Below are 17,307 nucleotides of genomic sequence, written 5' to 3' on the forward strand. Positions count from 1 at the left end.
TGTTAAATCCCGGAATCACCGGATCCCGCCGCAGGCTCGAAACAATTTCAGCGCATCGACGGTGGGGCGGACGTCGTGAACGCGGATGACGTGTGCCCCGGCGGCGGCGACGGCCAGTGACACGCCCAGCGTCGCAGCGGTTCGATCGGCGGTCTTGTCGCCGAGCAGTTTGCCGATGAAGCCTTTCCGCGAGTGACCGATCAAGATCGGGGCATCCAAGTCACAGAATCTGGCGGTGTGCCGTAGCAGCCGCAAATTGTGCTCGTGCGTTTTGCCGAATCCGATGCCCGGGTCCAGGCAGACGCGTTCCTTTGCCAATCCGGCATCCAAGCAGAACGCCAAACGTTGCTGCAGGTAGTCGTAGATCTCCTCGACCACGTCGTCGTACGTCGGGTCATCTTGCATCGTTTGGGGCGTGCCCCGCATGTGCATCACGCAGACACCGACCTGTGCGTCGACGGCCAGTTGCGGCATCGCCGGGTCGCCTTCCAAGCCGGTCACATCATTGATGATCTCCGCACCGGCATCGATGGCCGCTTTGGCCACGGTCGCTTTGCTGGTGTCGATGCTGATCGGAATCGACAGCCGCCCGGCCAGCCCTTGGATGACCGGCAAAACGCGATCGATCTCTTCGCCGACGGCGACCGGGTCACTGTAGGGCCGCGTGCTCTCGCCACCGATGTCGATGATGTCCGCGCCGTCGGATTGCATCGCCAGCGCCAATTCGATCGCGGCACTCGGATCGTTGTGCCGTCCGCCATCGGAAAAGCTGTCGGGGGTGACGTTCAAGATGCCCATCACCAGCGGACGCGTTTCGAACGTCAGCACACGTTTGCCGATGTCCCAGCGTTTCTCGGTGCGGGCTTCGTTCTCAGGCATCCTCTGATGCTCCCTTACCAGCGGGATTCCATTTGCGAGACGATCCGTCGGGCCAGACGGTCGATGGCTTCTTGGTTGGCCGTGTCGATCGACTGGCCGGCCTCGGGCACAAACCGAACGCTTTGGCTGAATCCGATGCTGTCTTGATCAACGCTCGCCAAACTATTCTGCATCAACCGTCGCCCATCTCGTGACGTCCAAGTCGCGCCGACCGTGATCGCACTGTCAAGCGCCCGTGGGTCGTCGCTGCTGGTTTCGGTCAACACGGCTTTGGATTGCCCCGAGATGCTACACCGCAAAACGGAATCCGCGTTCGGGTTGCTGACAACCTTGTAGGGCGTCCGCCGCTCGACTTCTCTGACCAGGGCGTCGGTCAATTGTGGGCCTAAGTCGTGGCGGAACGTCTCGTTGCGGACCACGGGGATGTGCACGGTGCGAATGCCGCTGGGGTACAGCGCCGCCGAACCGAATTGGTAGGCCGCGCAGCCGTTGAGGAGGAGTAAACACAGGGAGGATATGAATCCGCTGAAAACGATTTTTAGACCGCGTTGGTGTCCAGCTGGACAGCGCCACGTTGACGTAGCGACGCTCGCCAGCGCGTGGAAAACCCCGTGGATCCACCTTCTGGCGAAGGTAGCTACGTTTGACCGGCGCTTGGCCGTAGGCACGGGTTGGGGGGGCGTTGGAGCGGCCATCGCGTGGTTGCCTGTTAGCGGAGCAGCTTCTTGCCGGTCGTTTCGCTGGGCGCGTCCGCCGGAGATTCCTCGCTCGTCTCCTCGGTCGGTTGCACCGAGTCGACGGTCACCAGCGGTGTGGAGCGTTTGGCCGATGGAAACGCCTTGGCGATGGCTCGGATGGCGAAGTTCTGGGTCGGCGTGGCCGGCAGGTCATCGATCCGCGCCAACACGTCGCGAGCCCGATCGGCCTGCGGCGTGGTGGGGTGGTCACGCAGGATTTTGCGATACAGCTGGGCCGCCGCACCATACTCCTTCTTGCGTTCACGATACTTGGCTCGGAACGCAAGTTTCTCGGCTTTGTGGTAGGCGATTTCCGCAGCTGCGCGGGCGAGCAACTGGTTGTACTTCTCTTCACGCAGTTCGTTGGGGAAGCGGCGACGTGTTTGTTTGACCAGTTCATCGGCTTCGTCCAGCACCAACTCGCTGTACTCCGGTCCGCCATAGATTTCGAGCTTGCAACGGATCCCCAGCAGGTGTGCCAGGAACAGGTGGTCGCTGTCGGTGAACGTTTCGCGAAGGTCGGTCAGGAACTCGTCGGCTTTTTCGTATTGTTCATTGCGAATGTGTTCGGCGGCCGCGGCCATGGTCGCGTCGTCAGCCAGTTTGCCGGTCGGGTCGTCGTAGCGGATTTGGTCCAACACACGGACCGCGTGTCCATCGGCATCGCGGAGCGGGCGGGTGGTGTCGAACAGATTCAGCGAGTACCAGGCATCGTCGCCGGCCTTGGAGACATCGATCCAGTACTTGCTGATCGAGAACAGCCGTGCGGCGGCGCGGTCGCCGTGACGGTTGCGTGGAAAGTCCTTTTGCAGTTCTTCGAAGGCGTCGCGTGCGCCGTTCAGGTCATTGGCAAAGAACAGCGACTCGCCTTGCATGAACAACGCGTCTTGATTCAATCCCGATCCCGGTGCTTCTTTGCACGCCTTTTCGAACAATTCGGCGGCCTCGGCGAACATCCCGGTGCGGGTCGCCTTGGGCGCCCTGGCGGCCTGTTTGAATCGTTCGTCGCCGCGACGATACAGTTCCTTGGCTTTGGGGATGTCTTCGTGCTTTTTACCGGTCACATAGCCGACCAGTCGATTGGTGCTGGGCAGACCGCTGGCCAACGTGCCGCCGGCGTTGCTGGCGCTGCCGGACGCCACGCGGGGCGGATCCTCCGCTTGGACCAGCGGCGGTGTTTCGGTTTCGTCGGTGGCCACGGATCCGAACGGCAGTCTGGGGAACCAGCCGCGTGTTGCCGACCCGCCGCCGAAGCTCTGGCACCCGGCCACGGCCGCCAACACGCAGGTCCCTAGCAACGGTCGCAATCCGCATCGGGTGAAGCGGCCGGGGCGGTCCAATTGTTGTTGATTCTTTTTCATTCCACCGGTTCCATCCGGGCGGGCAGGTAAGGTTGCATTTTCGGGGTCGAGCCGAGGATTGCTTGGATGTATCGGTTGATCAAGCCTCGCATCTCCCGATAAACCGACGAGGGAAGCTCGATCGGCAATCGCGTGTGGGGGGCCAGCAATCGTTCCAGGTGATCGATGGTTTCCCCGCTGACCGTCAACAGGCTGTGCTGACGCGGTCGACAGTCGCGACACACGACGCCGCCGGCGATCGGTGCGAACGCGATCCGCGGGCTGTCGCCGATGCGGCCGCCGCAATCGACGCAGCGGCGCGTCGCCGGTGCATGGCCGAGTAATCGCAGGGCCGAGGTGTCAAAGCCGAGCAGTGCCAAGGCGGAATTTCCGCGGCCGTCGATCTGCCCGAGCGCGTCGAGCGTCAGGTCGTACAGCCCGGGATGGGGATCGTGGTTGTCCGTCAACAGTCGAAGCATTTCGGCGATGTAGTATCCGGCATAGACGCGATCCAACGACTTTTCCGCCCCGCGAAAACGACGCTGGAGCTTGGCCTCGGTCAACAGATCGAGCGCATCGGAGGATTTCCGAATCAGCACTACACGACAGACGGCCAGCAGGTCAAGCGAACCTTCGAAGGAACTCTTGGGGCGGCGAGCGCCCTTGGCCAACGCGGCGACCTGGCCGAAGTCGCGTGTCAGCAGCGTGACGACCAAGCTGGTTTCGCTGAACGGGATCGCTCGCAGGACGACCGCCGTGGTCTGCTCGGCAGCCATCTACAGTTCGTCGTCGTCTTCGCCCAAGTCGCCGAGCGTTGCCAGCAATTCGCTCATTTCCGCCGCGGCGTGTCCATCGCCCTGGTGGCGGGCCTGGTCGATGCCGTCGCGCAAGTGCGTCCGGGCCTCGTCGATGCGGCCCAAATCGACCAGCTGTTGGGCCGCCATGAAATAGGCCGGCACGTAGGGGGGAGTGTCACGCATCAGTTCGCCCAGTTTTCCCAAACTGCTGTCGTGGTCCCCTTCGCTGCGCAATTCCATGGCCAGGCTGTAACGCAAGAACGTGTCCGAGGGATCGTCCTCAAGCATCGCCAGGATTTTTTCTTTGCGTGACATACCTTAGAGCTCCTTCGTCCAACGCTGGCCGCGTTGGGTGTTCTCAAAATGCAGTGACGTGAGTTGTTCGTTGAGTTGCGAATGTTCACCGTTGATGGCGGTTTCGACGCGAAAGACACATCGCGTGGCCATCGATTGGATGATCGCGGCGATCAGAAAGGTTTCCGCGGAGGTCAATTCGCCGGGCGTTTCGGTGACCGACAGATCCAGAATCGCCTCTGAGCAGCTCATCACCTGGGCCTCCGGGTCGCTCAACCACAATCGCACGTTGGCCAGTCGATCGCCGTTGCGGTGGTTGATCAATTGGTGGTGTTCGATATCCAAGTGGGCCATCGCCGACGCATAGCGTCCTTGTTGCGGAACGACGGCGGATCGTTCGGCCCGCGTCGTGCGGCGGTACTGCATCATTTCGCGATTGACCGGCGGGCGATACGGGGCCGTCGTGACCACCATCCGCTGAAAACTTTTCTCGGGCGAATACCCATGCCGGCTCAACAGCGACGCGGCGCGGACATCGACGTCGGGGACCCCGATGCCGTGACCGATGGGCGACAGCCCGACGTAACCGCATTGTTGGTCTCGCATCGGGCCGGCCAGGATCGAGTGACATTGCTCGGCTCGGATGCGTTTTTCGGCCGCGGCGAGCAGGTCGTCACAGCATTTCAGTCCGGCGTGGGTGAAACAGATCGCCGACAGGATTGCGACATCGCTGGCCGGCATTCCCGACCAGTCGTCGCCGTGATCGCCCGGTCGGCTGAAATGGCACCAGGCTTCGACATGCCCGTCGATGGTCGCGACCAATAAATCGCGGGGCGAAAAAAACACTCGCGACAAGATCGCACGCTCAATGATGGTCGCACTGATCGGCGGCGGCGACTGGGCCGCCGTCCAGTGCTCGCTCCACACCCTGGCCAACCCGGGTAAGTCTGCATTGCAAAATTCGCGTACTTCGCTCATGGGGGGGATGCCTCGTGGATGACTCGTGGGAAAATTGTCTGCGGAGGCAAAATGCGGTTAGAAAGGGACGGTGGGAAGCCACACGGCGGCGCGGTAATGCAGTGGGGCGCGGGCGGTTCGGTCTCGGGGCCAGCAATCCTGTCAGCCAGGCAGCGGAATGCTGTCCGCCGGACTATGATTGCCAAGCATACCGCCTGGATCGCGAGAACGTTACCGGCTTTTAACCAAGAGCGCTCAGTTAGAATCAACGGGGGCCCCGATGCTGGCGTGAACCGGCTGAATTCCTCCCTTCGCGTTGCGGTGTGCTCCCGAAACTTTACTTTCACCCCCTGGCCGTCGGTGGATCACCCCGCCAGGGTTTCGCAGGCTCTCGACAAAGGCGTCTGGCTGGCGAAAACAGGGGCTCCGAAACGTACACAGGCACCGGATTCAAAATACGATGGTTGCAGGAACAAGCGTGACCGATCTACCCGACGACCGCGGTGATGTCTTGCCTCCCGTGTTGCCGGTGGACCGCCGGGTCAAACAGGGGGGCTGGCTGTTTTTGCTTTCGCTGCTGGTTTTCTTCGTCGCCACGCTGCTGCTGTATGCGCTGTATGCGATCTCACGCAGCGACGATCCGCTGAAACTGGTCCCGCTTCCCAAAACATTTTTGGTCAGCACGGTGTGTTTGATCGTGATCAGTTTTTTGGTCCACGCGGCGACCCGGACGGTCCGTCGCGATCGATTCCGCACGACGGGGTGGTTGTTGGGGATCAGCACCGCCGCGGCGGTCGTGTTCACGGTGGTCCAGTGCCTGGCGATGACGGAAATCCTGCTCGGTCCGGCGACCTTCCAAGGCCCGGGCCGCGGGGTGGCGGGCATGGTCGTGGTGCTGGCGATCTTGCACGCGCTGCACGTGTTGGGCGGCATCATCGCGTTGGGCATCGTCGCGGCCCGTTCGGCGATCGGGTTGTACGACCACGAACGCCATTGGCCGGTCGATTTCGCCGCCCATTACTGGCACTTTCTGGACCTGGTGTGGCTGTGCATGATCGTGACGTTCTGGCTGACCACCGGCGGGTTCGGGTTTTAGTCGGACAGCGGTTTTTTTGTTCGACGTAGCTACGCTCGCCAGAGCGTGGAAACGCCGGGGATCCACCTTCTGGCGAAGGTAGCTACATCTGACCGGCGATTCACAACGTTTCTTCTGCGAAGTGGCGTTGTCCAGCCTGACTTCATCTTTACGTCGGCGGCGGCAGTTCCCTAGACTGCGGCCCAATACGGTGGAACGGACGGCCACAACACCGACACGAGCCAAAGGACGGGCTATATGTATCGCTGGTTACTCTGCTTTCGTTATCTCAAAACACGCTACATCGCGCTGGCGTCGATCATCTCCGTCACGCTCGGGGTGGCGACGCTGATCGTCGTCAACAGTGTGATGAGCGGTTTTTCGACCGAGATGCACGAGCGGCTGCACGGTTTGGCGTCGGACGTGATGATCGAATGTCACGCCACCGGCGGCATGCCCGATCCGGACGCCCACCTGCGTGAAATCGAACGAATCTGTGGTCCGGCCCTGGTCGGATCCTCGGTCAGCGTCAGCGTCCCGGCGATGTTGGGGATCGATTTCCGCGGCCAACAGATCGGACGCCACGTCAATTTGATCGGCTTGGACCCGACCACCTACGACAACGTCAGCGACTTCGGCAAGTACCTACTGCACCCGGAAAACAAAACCTCGGCCAGTTTCCAGCTGCGTGAATCCGGCTACGCCCCCGATCGCAAGCAGCTCGCCGCGGCCGGTTGGCGACACCGTCGCGATCGAGTCACTGAAGAACGCCGGATCGAAAAGCTGGTCGCCCAAGAGCGGGAAATGATGGCCGAACTGCGGCGCAAGGCTGGTGGCCAGTCCGACGAGTCCGACGAACAAGCCGAAGCGGCCGCCGCGGCCGCCGCGGCAGCCGAGGGACCTTCCTTCGGGCCTTCGCTTTCGCAGGAATTGATCTCCGGCAGCAGCGACCAGTTGGTCGCCGCGGTGGACCCGATGACCGAACAGTTTCCCGGCATCATCCTGGGGATCTCCACCTGCAGTGTTCGCCACCGAGACGATTCCGGCGAAGTGGCCGACCACTTCTACGCCCAGCCGGGCGACGACGTGCGGATGATCTTTCCCAATGCGGCGGGCGAAACCAAGGTCATCAACCAAAAATTTACGGTCGTCGATCTGTATGAATCGGGGATGAGCGAGTACGACAGCACGTTCGCGTTCGTCCGCTTGGACCAGCTGCAAGAATTTCGCGGCATGATCGACCCCCAAACCGGCGTCCGTAGCGTCACGACGATCCAATTAAAACTGGCCGAGGGCACCGACCTGAACGCCATCCGCGACGCGCTGCGACATCGTTTTCCGCCCGAGTTGTACGCCTACAACATCCAGACCTGGCGCGATCTGCAAGGCCCGCTGCTCTCCGCGGTGCGGCTGGAAACCACCATCTTGAACATCCTGCTGTTCCTGATCATCGCCGTGGCCGGGTTCGGGATCCTGGCGACGTTCTTCATGATCGTGGTCGAAAAAACACGCGACATCGGAACCCTAAAAGCGCTTGGTGCTTCGGGGCGTGGCGTCAGCAGCATCTTCATGTCCTATGGGCTGCTGTTGGGATTTGTCGGCAGCGGTGCCGGTTTGGTCGGCGGGCTGTTGTTCGTGCACTACATCAACGACATCGCGCGCTTGCTGGAAATGTTTACCGGACAAGAGGTATTTGACCCGACGGTTTATTACTTCACCGAGATCCCCACGATCGTTCATCCCTTCACCTTGGTCTGGGTGATGTGTGGCGCGATCGCCATCGCGGTCCTGGCCAGCGTTTTGCCGGCCATGCGGGCGGCACGCATGCATCCCGTCCAAGCACTGCGTTTTGAATGATCCGCGGAAACGGTGTTCGACACCTTTTTGTGCTAGCGACCGAGAATCGCCTAAAGGCTAGACACCAACGGTTGCAAATGTGTTCCCCCCCTCCCCATGCCTTGAGACCGTTTGATGCCGACTCCTCTCGTTTTGACCGCACGCGGATTGACCAAGAGCTATCACAAGGACCGCATCGATGTTCCCGTGCTTCGCGGTGTTGATGTTGAAGTCCGGCAAGGTTTGGTCACGGCACTGGTCGGCCGCAGCGGCAGCGGCAAAAGCACGCTGATGCATTTGCTGGCCACGCTGGACCGTCCCGACGCGGGCGAAATCTTTTTTCGAGGCAACCGGATCGACAACGCACCACGCGCGGTCCGCGATCGCTATCGGAACCATGAGATCGGCATCATCTTTCAGTTCTATCATCTGTTGCCGGAACTTTCGGCGATCGAAAACGTGCTCGCCCCGGCCATGATTGGCCAAAGCGTTTGGGGCTACTTCAAGTCGCGGTCGGAAAACCGTCGCCGGGCCGAAGCGTTGCTCGATCGTGTCGGATTGTTGCACCGGGCGAAACACCGTCCGGGTGAAATGAGCGGCGGCGAGATGCAGCGGGTCGCGATCGCTCGGGCACTGATGACCGATCCGAAGATGCTGTTGGCCGACGAACCGACCGGCAACCTGGACACCGAGACCGGCCAAGAGATTCTGCGGTTGTTGGCGGATCTAAAAGAGACCGACAATCTGACGATTCTGATGATCACCCACGACGACGAAATCGCCGCCTCGGCCGACGTCTGTTGGCGGATGCAAGACGGACAGATTCACCGTGGAGCGGTCGCCGACGATGCACCCGCCCTTGCCACCCAAGCCGCATAAGCTGCGTTCCAATTGGATGTTCCTGCCGTAGCGGAAGCCGCCAAGGCTTTCGGCGGAAGCCGCAAGAGCTTTCGGCCCCCCGTGCGGTGTCGCAACGCCAGTGCGAGACTCTTGGCGAGTTCCCCTATCCGAAACCCAAGCTGTGACAAAGCACTAGATTCCACCACCGAATACGCCCCCGGCCGGCGGCTTCATTGGGCGAATCAGGGTGTCCAGGTCAAAGTCGCTGTCGTCCTGATACAGCGTCGTGATGTCTCCGAATTGGCCGCCATCGTCGATGCCATTTCTGCCTGCGCTGTAGATGACAAAACCCTGGTCGGTTTGGCGATAGATCAGCGGCCGATCGGTGTACGGGTCGGCCGGAACCGAGGGGAGAAACTCAGGGACCAACGCTTCGAGTTCCGAGGGCAAGCGGCCGTACTTCTCCGAAAACACCCTCACGGCGAATTCGGCAATCAGCATTCGCAACGCGGCGTCACGCCGATGAATCGCATCGCCGGTCGCCTCAACCGACGGTGACACCAATGTCTTCGTTTCGGTTGCCGTTTGTGCTGACAAGTGTGCCGGCGCGTGCATCGCCAGCCGATACTGCCAAGCCAACCGTTGATCCATCATCAAGTCGCTGCGGCGGCGGATCGAATCAAGTGATTCACGCTGGCAATCGATGGTGATCAGCGCGGGCAAAAGTCTTTCAAGCTGGTCGATCGGCAGGTCGTTGCGTATCCGCGTCAAACCTTCCTGGCCAATGCCTTCGATCGCAATGCCCGTCAACGCATATGAAAAATCGCTGCCACGCCCGAGGCCATGTCCGACGTAAATGCAATCGATCCATGATTCACCGGCCTCGGAAAACTGACCGTTGGCAACCATTGCTTTGGCTTCTTTGTCCATGCAGCGCGCCCACGATCTGAAGACGTTCAGCTTCTGTCCCAGGTTGTTGACATCGACTTTGCCGGCCAGCGGATCGGGCCCGCGAAACGATTGGCGACCGGAGCCTCGAATCGATTCGTATGCCGCAGCGATTTTGTCGGCATTCTTTTTGCGTCCCGTTCGGGAAAGAACTTCCAACGTTTGCTCCTTTGGATTCAACCGCATCGATTCCGCCATGGCCGCTTCCAGCTGATGATAGACCGTCGAATCTTGGGCGATCGGATCGGGTGGAGCCAACGGCGATGCCATCTTCACCGTGATCGGAATCAAGCAGATGCCATACAATCCGATCAGGGAGCATGACGCCACCATCGCGACTTGCCGTGTCGACCGCTGTGCGGAGGCATCGATTGATTGAGAACAAAACGCGCCGGCCGTCGCGACACATAGCGTCGTCATCAAGAGTGCGGCCGAATAGGCTCCGATCATCGTCCAGTACGGGGCACCCGGCAAGAAAAACAGCGAACTGGCTTGCATCAACCACTTGCCGCCGACCGCGGCGAACTGAAGGGCTACACCGAGGGCAATCACCAGAGCAATCATCGCAACGATTCGATAACGTGCGCGAAAATCCATGAAGATTGCCGCGATGGAAACCGTGGCCGCCATCATCCATCCTGCTGCAATGAGCATCGATGGCCAGTGCGGAGCGGAGGCGTGCTGCAGCGCGAGCATGTTGATCGCAAAGAGAACCGCCAGCAAAACGATCGCCAACATCACGTCGAACAGGCGAAACGACAGGGCGAAGGTATCGCAGCGGGTCACGCTGCGGGGGCCGAGCCGAAAGGCATCGCCAAACAACATCGCCACCAGTTCAATGCTGAAGAAGACCGGCAAGAACACCAGGAACGTCTCCAGCCAGCCAAAGTCCCAAAAGATGCGAACCGCCCAGCCGACACAGGCCGCTGCAACAATCAGCCCCGTCAACGCCCCCGACCAAAACTCGATCCGCTTCCACAGTGGCGGGACCGTGCGCGGATGTCGCCGACGCACTTGATCACGCCGGACGATGCATCGCAGCAGACTCAACAGCAGTACTGACCCGGCTCCGGCGAGACTGAAGCACACGATCGGCTGGTACGCGTGCAGCGGAAGCAGTAGCCCCAACGCGGCGACGCCGACCGCCGACCGAGCCAGCCAGCGGCCTTGCCCCAATGCCACCCACATCGGGAGCAGGCTGAAGAGGATCCCGGCCAAACCCATCGCCTCGGCCGGGCAGCGAAAATCGGGAAACGTGTGCATGGAGTATTGGGACTGTGGTGGGAGGACTCACAACAGGATAACAAAATCCCGATTTCATCAGGCAAACGCACCCTCGTCTCTCGAAACGACTAGAATCTTACCTCTCCCCTGTTTCCCGCCTCGCTCGCGTTTCGGAGCTCCGCCATGTCGCGACCCTTTCGACTGTTCCTCTCATTCGTGCTACTGCCACTGCTGGGCGGATTCGCACCCGCGGTTGCCCAGGAATCGTCATTTCAAACGCTCTTTGACGGCACCAGTCTGGACGGTTGGCAACACAGTGGGAACTGGGTAATCCAAGACGGTGTGATCACACGCACCGGCAAGGGCGGATCGCTGACCTACAAGGCGGCCAAGGTCCCCGACGACTTTGAGCTGCGGTTCCAGTGGAAAGTCGCTGCGGGCAGCAATAGCGGTGTGTACTACCGACCCGGCCAGTACGAATATCAAATCCTGGACAATTCCAAACACAAGGACGGCAAGAACCCTCGCACCAGCGCGGCGTCCTTGTATTTCTGTATGCAACCGTCGGCCGACGAGACGCGTCCGGTGGGCCAGTGGAACGATGCCCGGATCGTCTGCAAGGGTTCCGTCGTCCAGCACTGGCTCAATGGCACCAAGGTCATCGACTTTGACTACAGCGATCCCAAGTGGGCGTTCAACGTCGACATGCTGAAACAACGCGGTGGCAACTTGGCCAGTCGCGGCGGGAATCTCAGTTTGCAAGACCACGGCGATCCGGTCTGGTATCGCAACATCCGCATCCGCAGCATCCCCGCCGACGAAGACATCGGGCACAGTGAGGTCACGCCGGAAACGATCGCGCCGGCGGTCCTGAAAGCGGAGGCCGAAAAGCTGGCCGGCATCGTTGCCCGTCGCACCGCCGCCCAGAAAAAGGCGGCGGCGACGAAGAAGGAATCGGTTAAGCGGTCCGAAAAGCGACCCAACATCTTATTCATCTTGGCCGACGACCAGTCGCCGTTTGATCTGCAGATCTACAACAAGCAATCGAAGTTGGAAACGCCCAATTTAGATCGACTGGCCGCCGAAGGCATCGTCCTGGACGCCGCTCACCACATGGGGTCCTGGTCCGGTGCGGTTTGCACGCCATCGCGGCACATGATCATGAGCGGACGCAGCGTTTGGCACCTGCCCAACCGTGGTCGATCCAAACAGAATCCCAACGCCGACAATCCCAAGCTCGTCCCGACCGACTTGCCCGATCACACCATGGCCGCCGTCTTCAACCGTGCCGGCTATGACACCATGCGGACCTGCAAGCGGGGCAACAGCTACGACGCGGCGAACCAGTTGTTCACGATTGTTCACGAGGCCACCAAACGCGGCGGAACGCATGAAACCGGCAGCGCCTGGCACGCCGATCGAGTCTTGGACTACCTCGGCCAGCGTGAAGCGACCAAGGACACCGATCCGTTCCTGATCTATTTCGGATTCTCGCACCCGCACGACACCCGAGACGGTCGATCGGATCTGAACGCCAAGTACGGCGCGGTCAATCACACCGACAAGGATTCATTGCCGCCGGCTAATCCCAAACAACCCCAGCTGCCGATCAACTATTTACCCGAGCACCCGTTTCACCACGGGCATCCCGGATTGCGCGACGAAGAAAAGGTCAGCGGCGTCTGGAAACGCCGCGACGAGCGAACGATCCGTAACGAATTGGGACGCGAATTCGCGTGCAGCGAAAACATCGACCAACAGATCGGGCGTGTGCTTGAAAAACTTGAGCAACTCGGCGAGCTGGACAACACCTACATCTTCTACACCGCCGATCACGGCATGGCGATCGGCCGGCATGGGTTGCAAGGTAAACAAAATCTGTACGAACACACCTGGCGCGTCCCGTTCATCGCCAAGGGGCCAGGCATCCCCAAAGGAACCCGAGCTCCGGGCAACATCTACTTGATGGATGTCCTGGCCACGATCTGTGACTTGATCGGCGTCGATGCGCCGAAGACGAACGAAGGCACCAGCTTTGCCCCGGTCTTGTTCGGCAAACAGCAAGTCATCCGCGAGACCCTGTTCGGCGTCTATTGCGGCGGCACGAAACCGGGGATGCGCTGCGTCAAACAGGGCGACTGGAAATTGATCAAGTACGACGTGCTGGACGGGAAAGTCCGCGAGACACAACTGTTCAACCTGGCCGAGAACCCGCACGAGTTTCTGACGCAACATCATGACGCCTCGGTCAGTGCATTGGTGGGAACCACGCCTGCGCCGGAGCAAGTCAACTTGGCCGACGATCCGAAATACAAGGCCCAGCGGAGCAGGCTGGAAAAACTGTTGCTCAAGGAAATGCGCCGCCTGGACGATCCCTATCGTCTTTGGGACCAGCCGCAGCAGTGAGCCGCAACCGTTGGTGTCTAGGCTTTAGCCGATTCCCCGGCATTGCGACCATTGACGTAGCTACGCTCGCCAGAGCGTGGAAACCATTGACGTAGCTACGCTCGCCAGAGCGTGGAAACCCGGGGATCCACCTTCTGGCGAAGGTAGCTACTTTTGACCGGCGATTCACGAAACAAATAACCTTGAACACGATGAAAATCCTCGATCCAAAATCCTACTTCTGCGCACTTCTGCTGATCGCAACCAGCTTCGCAGCCCCACAAACCGACGCCGCGGAACCCACGCGGACCGACACCGGGTTTCCGGTCACACATGTTTTTGCCGCCGGCCAAGACGGGTACAAGGTCTTTCGCATTCCCGCCGTGATTCGCGCGGCCAACGATGACTTGCTGGCGTTTTGTGAAGCCCGTCAAGGCGGTGATGCCAGCGAGATCGATCTGGTGATGAAACGCTCGACTGATGGCGGGAAATCGTGGAACGCTCTGCAAGTCGTGCAGAAGAACAGTGACTTTCGCAGGTACGTCAGCGATGCGGTGACCGAGATCACGATCGGCAATCCGGCGCCCGTGGTCGACCTGCTTGACCCGGAGCATGGCGATCGGATCTGGATGCCGTTCACGCTGGAGAACGATCGCGTGTTCGTCATCTTTAGCGACGACCATGGTGCGACATGGTCACCGCGGCGCGAGATCACCCAAGACGTCAAGAAGAAGGCGTGGGGTTGGTACGCGACCGGACCGGTTCATTCGATTCAAATCCAGCGTGGTCCCGATCGCGGACGTCTGGTCGTGCCGGCGGACCACCGGATCGGCCCCGACGGACACGATGGCGGTGATCTGGGGGCGCACTTGATCCTCAGTGACGACCACGGAAAAACCTGGCGTCTGGGAGCACTGGATGAAACGTACGATGACGCGATCGGCGCCAACGAAACCACGGTGGTCGAACTTGCCGACGGAACGATTTACATCAACACCCGCAACCAACTCGGTGGAAAACCGAGGACGCGTGGGGAAGCCTGGAGCGGTGACGGTGGCGAGACGTTTGATTCACGTGATCCCCGATGGAAAGCATTCCGCCCGGCGCCCGACGTGCTCGATCCGCCTGTCGTGCAAGGTGCATTGCTGGCGGTGAAGAACAACTTGATCGTCTTTTCCGCTCCCGATCAGAACGGCCCCAGCGGGTCGGGACGCAGCGATCTGCGTCTTCGATATTCATCCGATCAGACCAAGTCTTGGCTGGACGGACCGCTGATCCACACCGGACCCGCGGCGTACAGCGATCTGGTGATGGTCGACGACCAGACCGTCGGTGTGCTGTTCGAAAACGGCGACGCTTCCGGCAAGAATGCCTATCAACGCATCAGTTTTGCACGTGTGGATGTTGGGAAGATCCAGCGTGCTGGCGGGGATCAGTAGGATCAAAAAATTCATCTCGAACCGACGCAGATTCGGCATCGAAATGTAGCTACCTTCGCCAGAAGGTGGTTCCCCGGCGTTCTCCATGCTCGCATCGAGCGTGGCGACGGCGGCTACTTCAACCGCACGATAGGGCCCCCCCGATGATCGCATTCAACCGACGATGCCTGTTGACAGCCGCTGGAGTCCACGTGGCCGCAGCAACGTTGCGGTCTGCCGATGCCGCGCAACCATCGATCGGATTCGGGTTCGGCACCTACGGCATGAAAAGTCTGAAGACGGCCGAAGCGATCCGTGCCTGTGCCGAGATCGGTTACGACGGGGTCGAATTTGCGCTGATGGATGGCTGGCCCACCGCGCCGGAATTGCTGGCCAAGTCGGAACGGACGGAGATCCGTCGGCAGTTGCGCGACCTGGGGCTTTGCGTTCCATCGCTGCTGCACAGTTTGCCCTGTTTGCGTTCGGATCAACAGCACACCGAGAACTTGGAGCGTCTCAAGCGAGCCGTTGAATTGGCACACGATCTGGCCCCGGAGAAGCCTCCGGTGGTCCAATCGATCGTCGCCGGAAAGACGGATCGGTGGGAGCCGTCGAAGCAGCGGTTGGTCGATCAGTTGGCTGATTGGGCCGAGGTCGGTCGTGCAAGCCAAACGGTGGTCTGTTTTAAGCCGCATGCGGCGCATGCCGTGCACACGCCCGAGAGGGCGTTGTGGGGTCATGACCAGATCGCCAGTCCCTGGTTGAAAATCGTTTACGACTACAGTCACTTTTTGCTGGAAGGCCTTTCGCTGGCTGAGAGCCTGAAACAACTGCTGCCGATCACAGCTTATGTCCAGATCAAGGACAGTCGCGGCACACCGGCCAAGCACGAGTACCTGCTGCCCGGCGACGGTGAAACCGACTACGCCGAGTTAGTGAGCATCTTGAAAGACGCCGGCTATGGTGGTTTCGTCAATGTCGAGGTCAGTTCACATGTCCATCGCAAGCCCGGCTACGATCCCGTCGGCACGGCCAAGCTGTGTTATGAGCGGCTTGCACCGTTGTTTGAATCGACGGGAGGGAAATGCCAGCGGGACGCGTGAGCGAGCGGCACGTGGGGTTCACCCCGCGTCCAGCGCCCGCCACTGGCTGACGCCACGTGCTGGCATCGCATGCCAGCGGGACGCATCAGCGAGCGGCACTTGTCACGAGGCGAAAACCTTACCCGACATCCACCAATTCCCTGATCACACCGCTGGAGTCTTGGAAAGGATCGCCGGGGTCGACTCCGGCGCGATCGAGCATCGTGTGCCAGAGACGCGACAGCGGAGTCTGTTCCGGCAGACGCAGGTGCCCTTGGTGGGCGACACCGGCTGCTTTGCCACCGAACAAACAGGTCGGCAAGCGGTCTTTGGAGTGTCCGATCCCCATCCCGCTGGAAAAACCCAGCAAGGTGTGGTCCAACAAATTGGAACCGTCGGGCTGTCGGAACGATTTCAGCCGATTGATGAAGTAGTTCCAGTGCGAGAAATAAATCCGATCCACTTGCGCCAGTTCGGCAAGATTCTTGGGGTCGTTGCCGTGGTGTGTCAATTCATGGAATCCCTTGGAAACACCGAATTCGGGAAAGGTCCCGCCGGAGCTTTCTTGGCGGACGACGTAGCTGACCACGCGCGAGGAATCGGTTTCGTACGCCAGCGCGATCAGGTCGTACATCATCCGCGCGTATTTCTCATAAACGAACTGCCCGGCCGGCATGCTGACGGTATAGCTTTCCGAAAAGTCGCTGATGCCGCTGGTGTCGACATTCGGTTTGGGTTTGACGTTCCAATCGATGTCGCGCTCGAGTTGCTTTTCGACTTCGCGGACGCTGCTGAAATACTCGTCCAGTTTGACACGGTCCTGCCGACCAACCGTGCGTTCCATCTGTTTGGCATCCTCCATCACCAGATCCAGGATGCTGCGTCGTTGTCGAAATCCCTTTTGACGCAGTTCGGTTTCCTCCGGCCCGTCGACTTTGAACAAACGATTGAACAGCACGTGCGGGTCGTTTTCCGAGGCCAGCGGGACGCCGTCGCGGTTCCAGGACAGTGTCCGCAGGTTGCCGCCGAATCCCGTGCCGCGTTGCACGCACAGTTGCAGCGACGGAAATCGGGTTTCGCGTCCGAGTTGTTCGGCAGCGATTTGATCCATGGAGACGGAGTTGTTGATCGAGCTGCCGTCTTTGGCCTTCACGCCGGTCGAAAACGTGTAATCGCCTTGGTGACCGCCGCCGTGTTCCAAGTAGGTCCCCGAGATCACGGTGAAGTCGTCTTTGTGTTCGGCGAGCACCTGTAGCGTCGGCGAGAGCGTGTATTCGCGGCCTTCATCGACCGGCTCCAACTGCCGCATGTTCATGCCCGTGCCGAAGTAGAAGATGCCGATGCGTTTGGGCATGGCAGATGCAACGTCGTCTTCAGCAGCGGCGGCAGACGTTTTGGGAAGCATCGCCTCCAGCAGCGGCAGCGCCATCGCGCCCCCGGTGCCTCGCAGGAGCGTGCGGCGTTTCAATCGCGGTGCGTTGATTTTGCTCATGAG

The 17,307-nt window shown here is 60.4% G+C and carries 14 protein-coding genes; 6 read left to right on the forward strand and 8 right to left on the reverse strand.

Features of this window, described 5'->3' with window-relative positions; genetic code table 11:
* Positions 1-15 precede the first annotated feature (15 nt).
* From folP to H1B37_RS00640, 6 genes are all read right to left on the reverse strand, one after another.
* Positions 16-879, reverse strand: a complete 864-nt coding sequence (gene folP, locus H1B37_RS00615; protein ID WP_436297902.1) for a dihydropteroate synthase — start codon at positions 877-879, stop codon at positions 16-18.
* A gap of 14 nt (positions 880-893) precedes the next feature.
* Entirely contained in the window at positions 894-1,310 is a 417-nt protein-coding gene (gene lptE, locus H1B37_RS34255; protein WP_353620745.1) for an LPS assembly lipoprotein LptE, read from the reverse strand.
* Between the two features lie 278 nt (positions 1,311-1,588).
* Positions 1,589-2,977: a tetratricopeptide repeat protein gene (locus tag H1B37_RS00625; RefSeq protein ID WP_182864671.1), complete on the reverse strand. Its 1,389-nt coding sequence runs from the start codon at positions 2,975-2,977 to the stop codon at positions 1,589-1,591.
* Positions 2,974-3,732, reverse strand: a complete 759-nt coding sequence (gene recO / locus H1B37_RS00630) for a DNA repair protein RecO (RefSeq protein WP_182864672.1) — start codon at positions 3,730-3,732, stop codon at positions 2,974-2,976. Before recO ends, H1B37_RS00625 begins: the two co-directional genes overlap by 4 nt.
* Positions 3,733-4,068 carry a tetratricopeptide repeat protein gene (locus H1B37_RS00635; RefSeq protein ID WP_182864673.1) on the reverse strand — a complete coding sequence of 112 codons (336 nt, stop codon included), beginning with the start codon at positions 4,066-4,068 and terminating at the stop codon, positions 3,733-3,735. It lies immediately after the preceding gene.
* Between the two features lie 3 nt (positions 4,069-4,071).
* Positions 4,072-5,025, reverse strand: coding sequence for a hypothetical protein (locus H1B37_RS00640; protein ID WP_182864674.1), 954 nt, complete (start codon positions 5,023-5,025; stop codon positions 4,072-4,074).
* Between the two features lie 439 nt (positions 5,026-5,464).
* Between H1B37_RS00640 and H1B37_RS00645 the strand changes: the two genes are divergently transcribed.
* The 3 genes from H1B37_RS00645 to H1B37_RS00655 all read left to right on the forward strand — a co-directional run bounded on the left by H1B37_RS00645 (position 5,465) and on the right by H1B37_RS00655 (position 8,794).
* Positions 5,465-6,100 carry a cytochrome c oxidase subunit 3 gene (locus H1B37_RS00645; protein WP_436297906.1) on the forward strand — a complete coding sequence of 212 codons (636 nt, stop codon included), beginning with the start codon at positions 5,465-5,467 and terminating at the stop codon, positions 6,098-6,100.
* 237 nt (positions 6,101-6,337) lie between these two features.
* Entirely contained in the window at positions 6,338-7,936 is a 1,599-nt protein-coding gene (locus H1B37_RS00650; protein WP_182864675.1) for an ABC transporter permease, read from the forward strand.
* Positions 7,937-8,050: 114 nt separating this feature from the next.
* Entirely contained in the window at positions 8,051-8,794 is a 744-nt protein-coding gene (locus H1B37_RS00655; RefSeq protein ID WP_286177254.1) for an ABC transporter ATP-binding protein, read from the forward strand.
* Between the two features lie 153 nt (positions 8,795-8,947).
* Here H1B37_RS00655 and H1B37_RS00660 read toward each other — a convergent pair whose 3' ends face one another.
* On the reverse strand, positions 8,948-10,966 hold the full coding sequence (locus H1B37_RS00660) for a DUF2339 domain-containing protein (RefSeq protein WP_182864677.1): 2,019 nt from the start codon (positions 10,964-10,966) through the stop codon (positions 8,948-8,950).
* 144 nt (positions 10,967-11,110) lie between these two features.
* Between H1B37_RS00660 and H1B37_RS00665 the strand changes: the two genes are divergently transcribed.
* The 3 genes from H1B37_RS00665 to H1B37_RS00675 all read left to right on the forward strand — a co-directional run bounded on the left by H1B37_RS00665 (position 11,111) and on the right by H1B37_RS00675 (position 15,833).
* Positions 11,111-13,333: a 3-keto-alpha-glucoside-1,2-lyase-like domain-containing protein gene (locus H1B37_RS00665; protein WP_286177255.1), complete on the forward strand. Its 2,223-nt coding sequence runs from the start codon at positions 11,111-11,113 to the stop codon at positions 13,331-13,333.
* A 191-nt stretch (positions 13,334-13,524) separates the two neighbouring features.
* On the forward strand, positions 13,525-14,751 hold the full coding sequence (locus H1B37_RS00670) for a sialidase family protein (protein WP_220497972.1): 1,227 nt from the start codon (positions 13,525-13,527) through the stop codon (positions 14,749-14,751).
* Between the two features lie 143 nt (positions 14,752-14,894).
* Positions 14,895-15,833 carry a sugar phosphate isomerase/epimerase family protein gene (locus H1B37_RS00675; RefSeq protein WP_182864679.1) on the forward strand — a complete coding sequence of 313 codons (939 nt, stop codon included), beginning with the start codon at positions 14,895-14,897 and terminating at the stop codon, positions 15,831-15,833.
* Between the two features lie 118 nt (positions 15,834-15,951).
* Here H1B37_RS00675 and H1B37_RS00680 read toward each other — a convergent pair whose 3' ends face one another.
* Positions 15,952-17,304, reverse strand: coding sequence for a DUF1552 domain-containing protein (locus H1B37_RS00680; RefSeq protein WP_182864680.1), 1,353 nt, complete (start codon positions 17,302-17,304; stop codon positions 15,952-15,954).
* Positions 17,305-17,307: the final 3 nt, after the last annotated feature.

The organism is Stieleria mannarensis, assembly GCF_014154935.1.
GTDB classification, from domain to species: Bacteria; Planctomycetota; Planctomycetia; order Pirellulales; family Pirellulaceae; genus Stieleria; species Stieleria mannarensis.

Bases quoted from the DNA above. Each gene is read 5' to 3' on its own strand.
- folP (WP_436297902.1), bottom strand. From the start codon at position 879: ATGCCTGAGAACGAAGCCCGCACCGAGAAACGCTGGGACATCGGCAAA.
- H1B37_RS00625 (WP_182864671.1), bottom strand. From the start codon at position 2,977: ATGAAAAAGAATCAACAACAATTGGACCGCCCCGGCCGCTTCACCCGA.
- recO (WP_182864672.1), bottom strand. From the start codon at position 3,732: ATGGCTGCCGAGCAGACCACGGCGGTCGTCCTGCGAGCGATCCCGTTC.
- H1B37_RS00635 (WP_182864673.1), bottom strand. From the start codon at position 4,068: ATGTCACGCAAAGAAAAAATCCTGGCGATGCTTGAGGACGATCCCTCG.
- H1B37_RS00640 (WP_182864674.1), bottom strand. From the start codon at position 5,025: ATGAGCGAAGTACGCGAATTTTGCAATGCAGACTTACCCGGGTTGGCC.
- H1B37_RS00645 (WP_436297906.1), top strand. From the start codon at position 5,465: ATGGTTGCAGGAACAAGCGTGACCGATCTACCCGACGACCGCGGTGAT.
- H1B37_RS00650 (WP_182864675.1), top strand. From the start codon at position 6,338: ATGTATCGCTGGTTACTCTGCTTTCGTTATCTCAAAACACGCTACATC.
- H1B37_RS00655 (WP_286177254.1), top strand. From the start codon at position 8,051: ATGCCGACTCCTCTCGTTTTGACCGCACGCGGATTGACCAAGAGCTAT.
- H1B37_RS00660 (WP_182864677.1), bottom strand. From the start codon at position 10,966: ATGCACACGTTTCCCGATTTTCGCTGCCCGGCCGAGGCGATGGGTTTG.
- H1B37_RS00665 (WP_286177255.1), top strand. From the start codon at position 11,111: ATGTCGCGACCCTTTCGACTGTTCCTCTCATTCGTGCTACTGCCACTG.
- H1B37_RS00670 (WP_220497972.1), top strand. From the start codon at position 13,525: ATGAAAATCCTCGATCCAAAATCCTACTTCTGCGCACTTCTGCTGATC.
- H1B37_RS00675 (WP_182864679.1), top strand. From the start codon at position 14,895: ATGATCGCATTCAACCGACGATGCCTGTTGACAGCCGCTGGAGTCCAC.
- H1B37_RS00680 (WP_182864680.1), bottom strand. From the start codon at position 17,304: ATGAGCAAAATCAACGCACCGCGATTGAAACGCCGCACGCTCCTGCGA.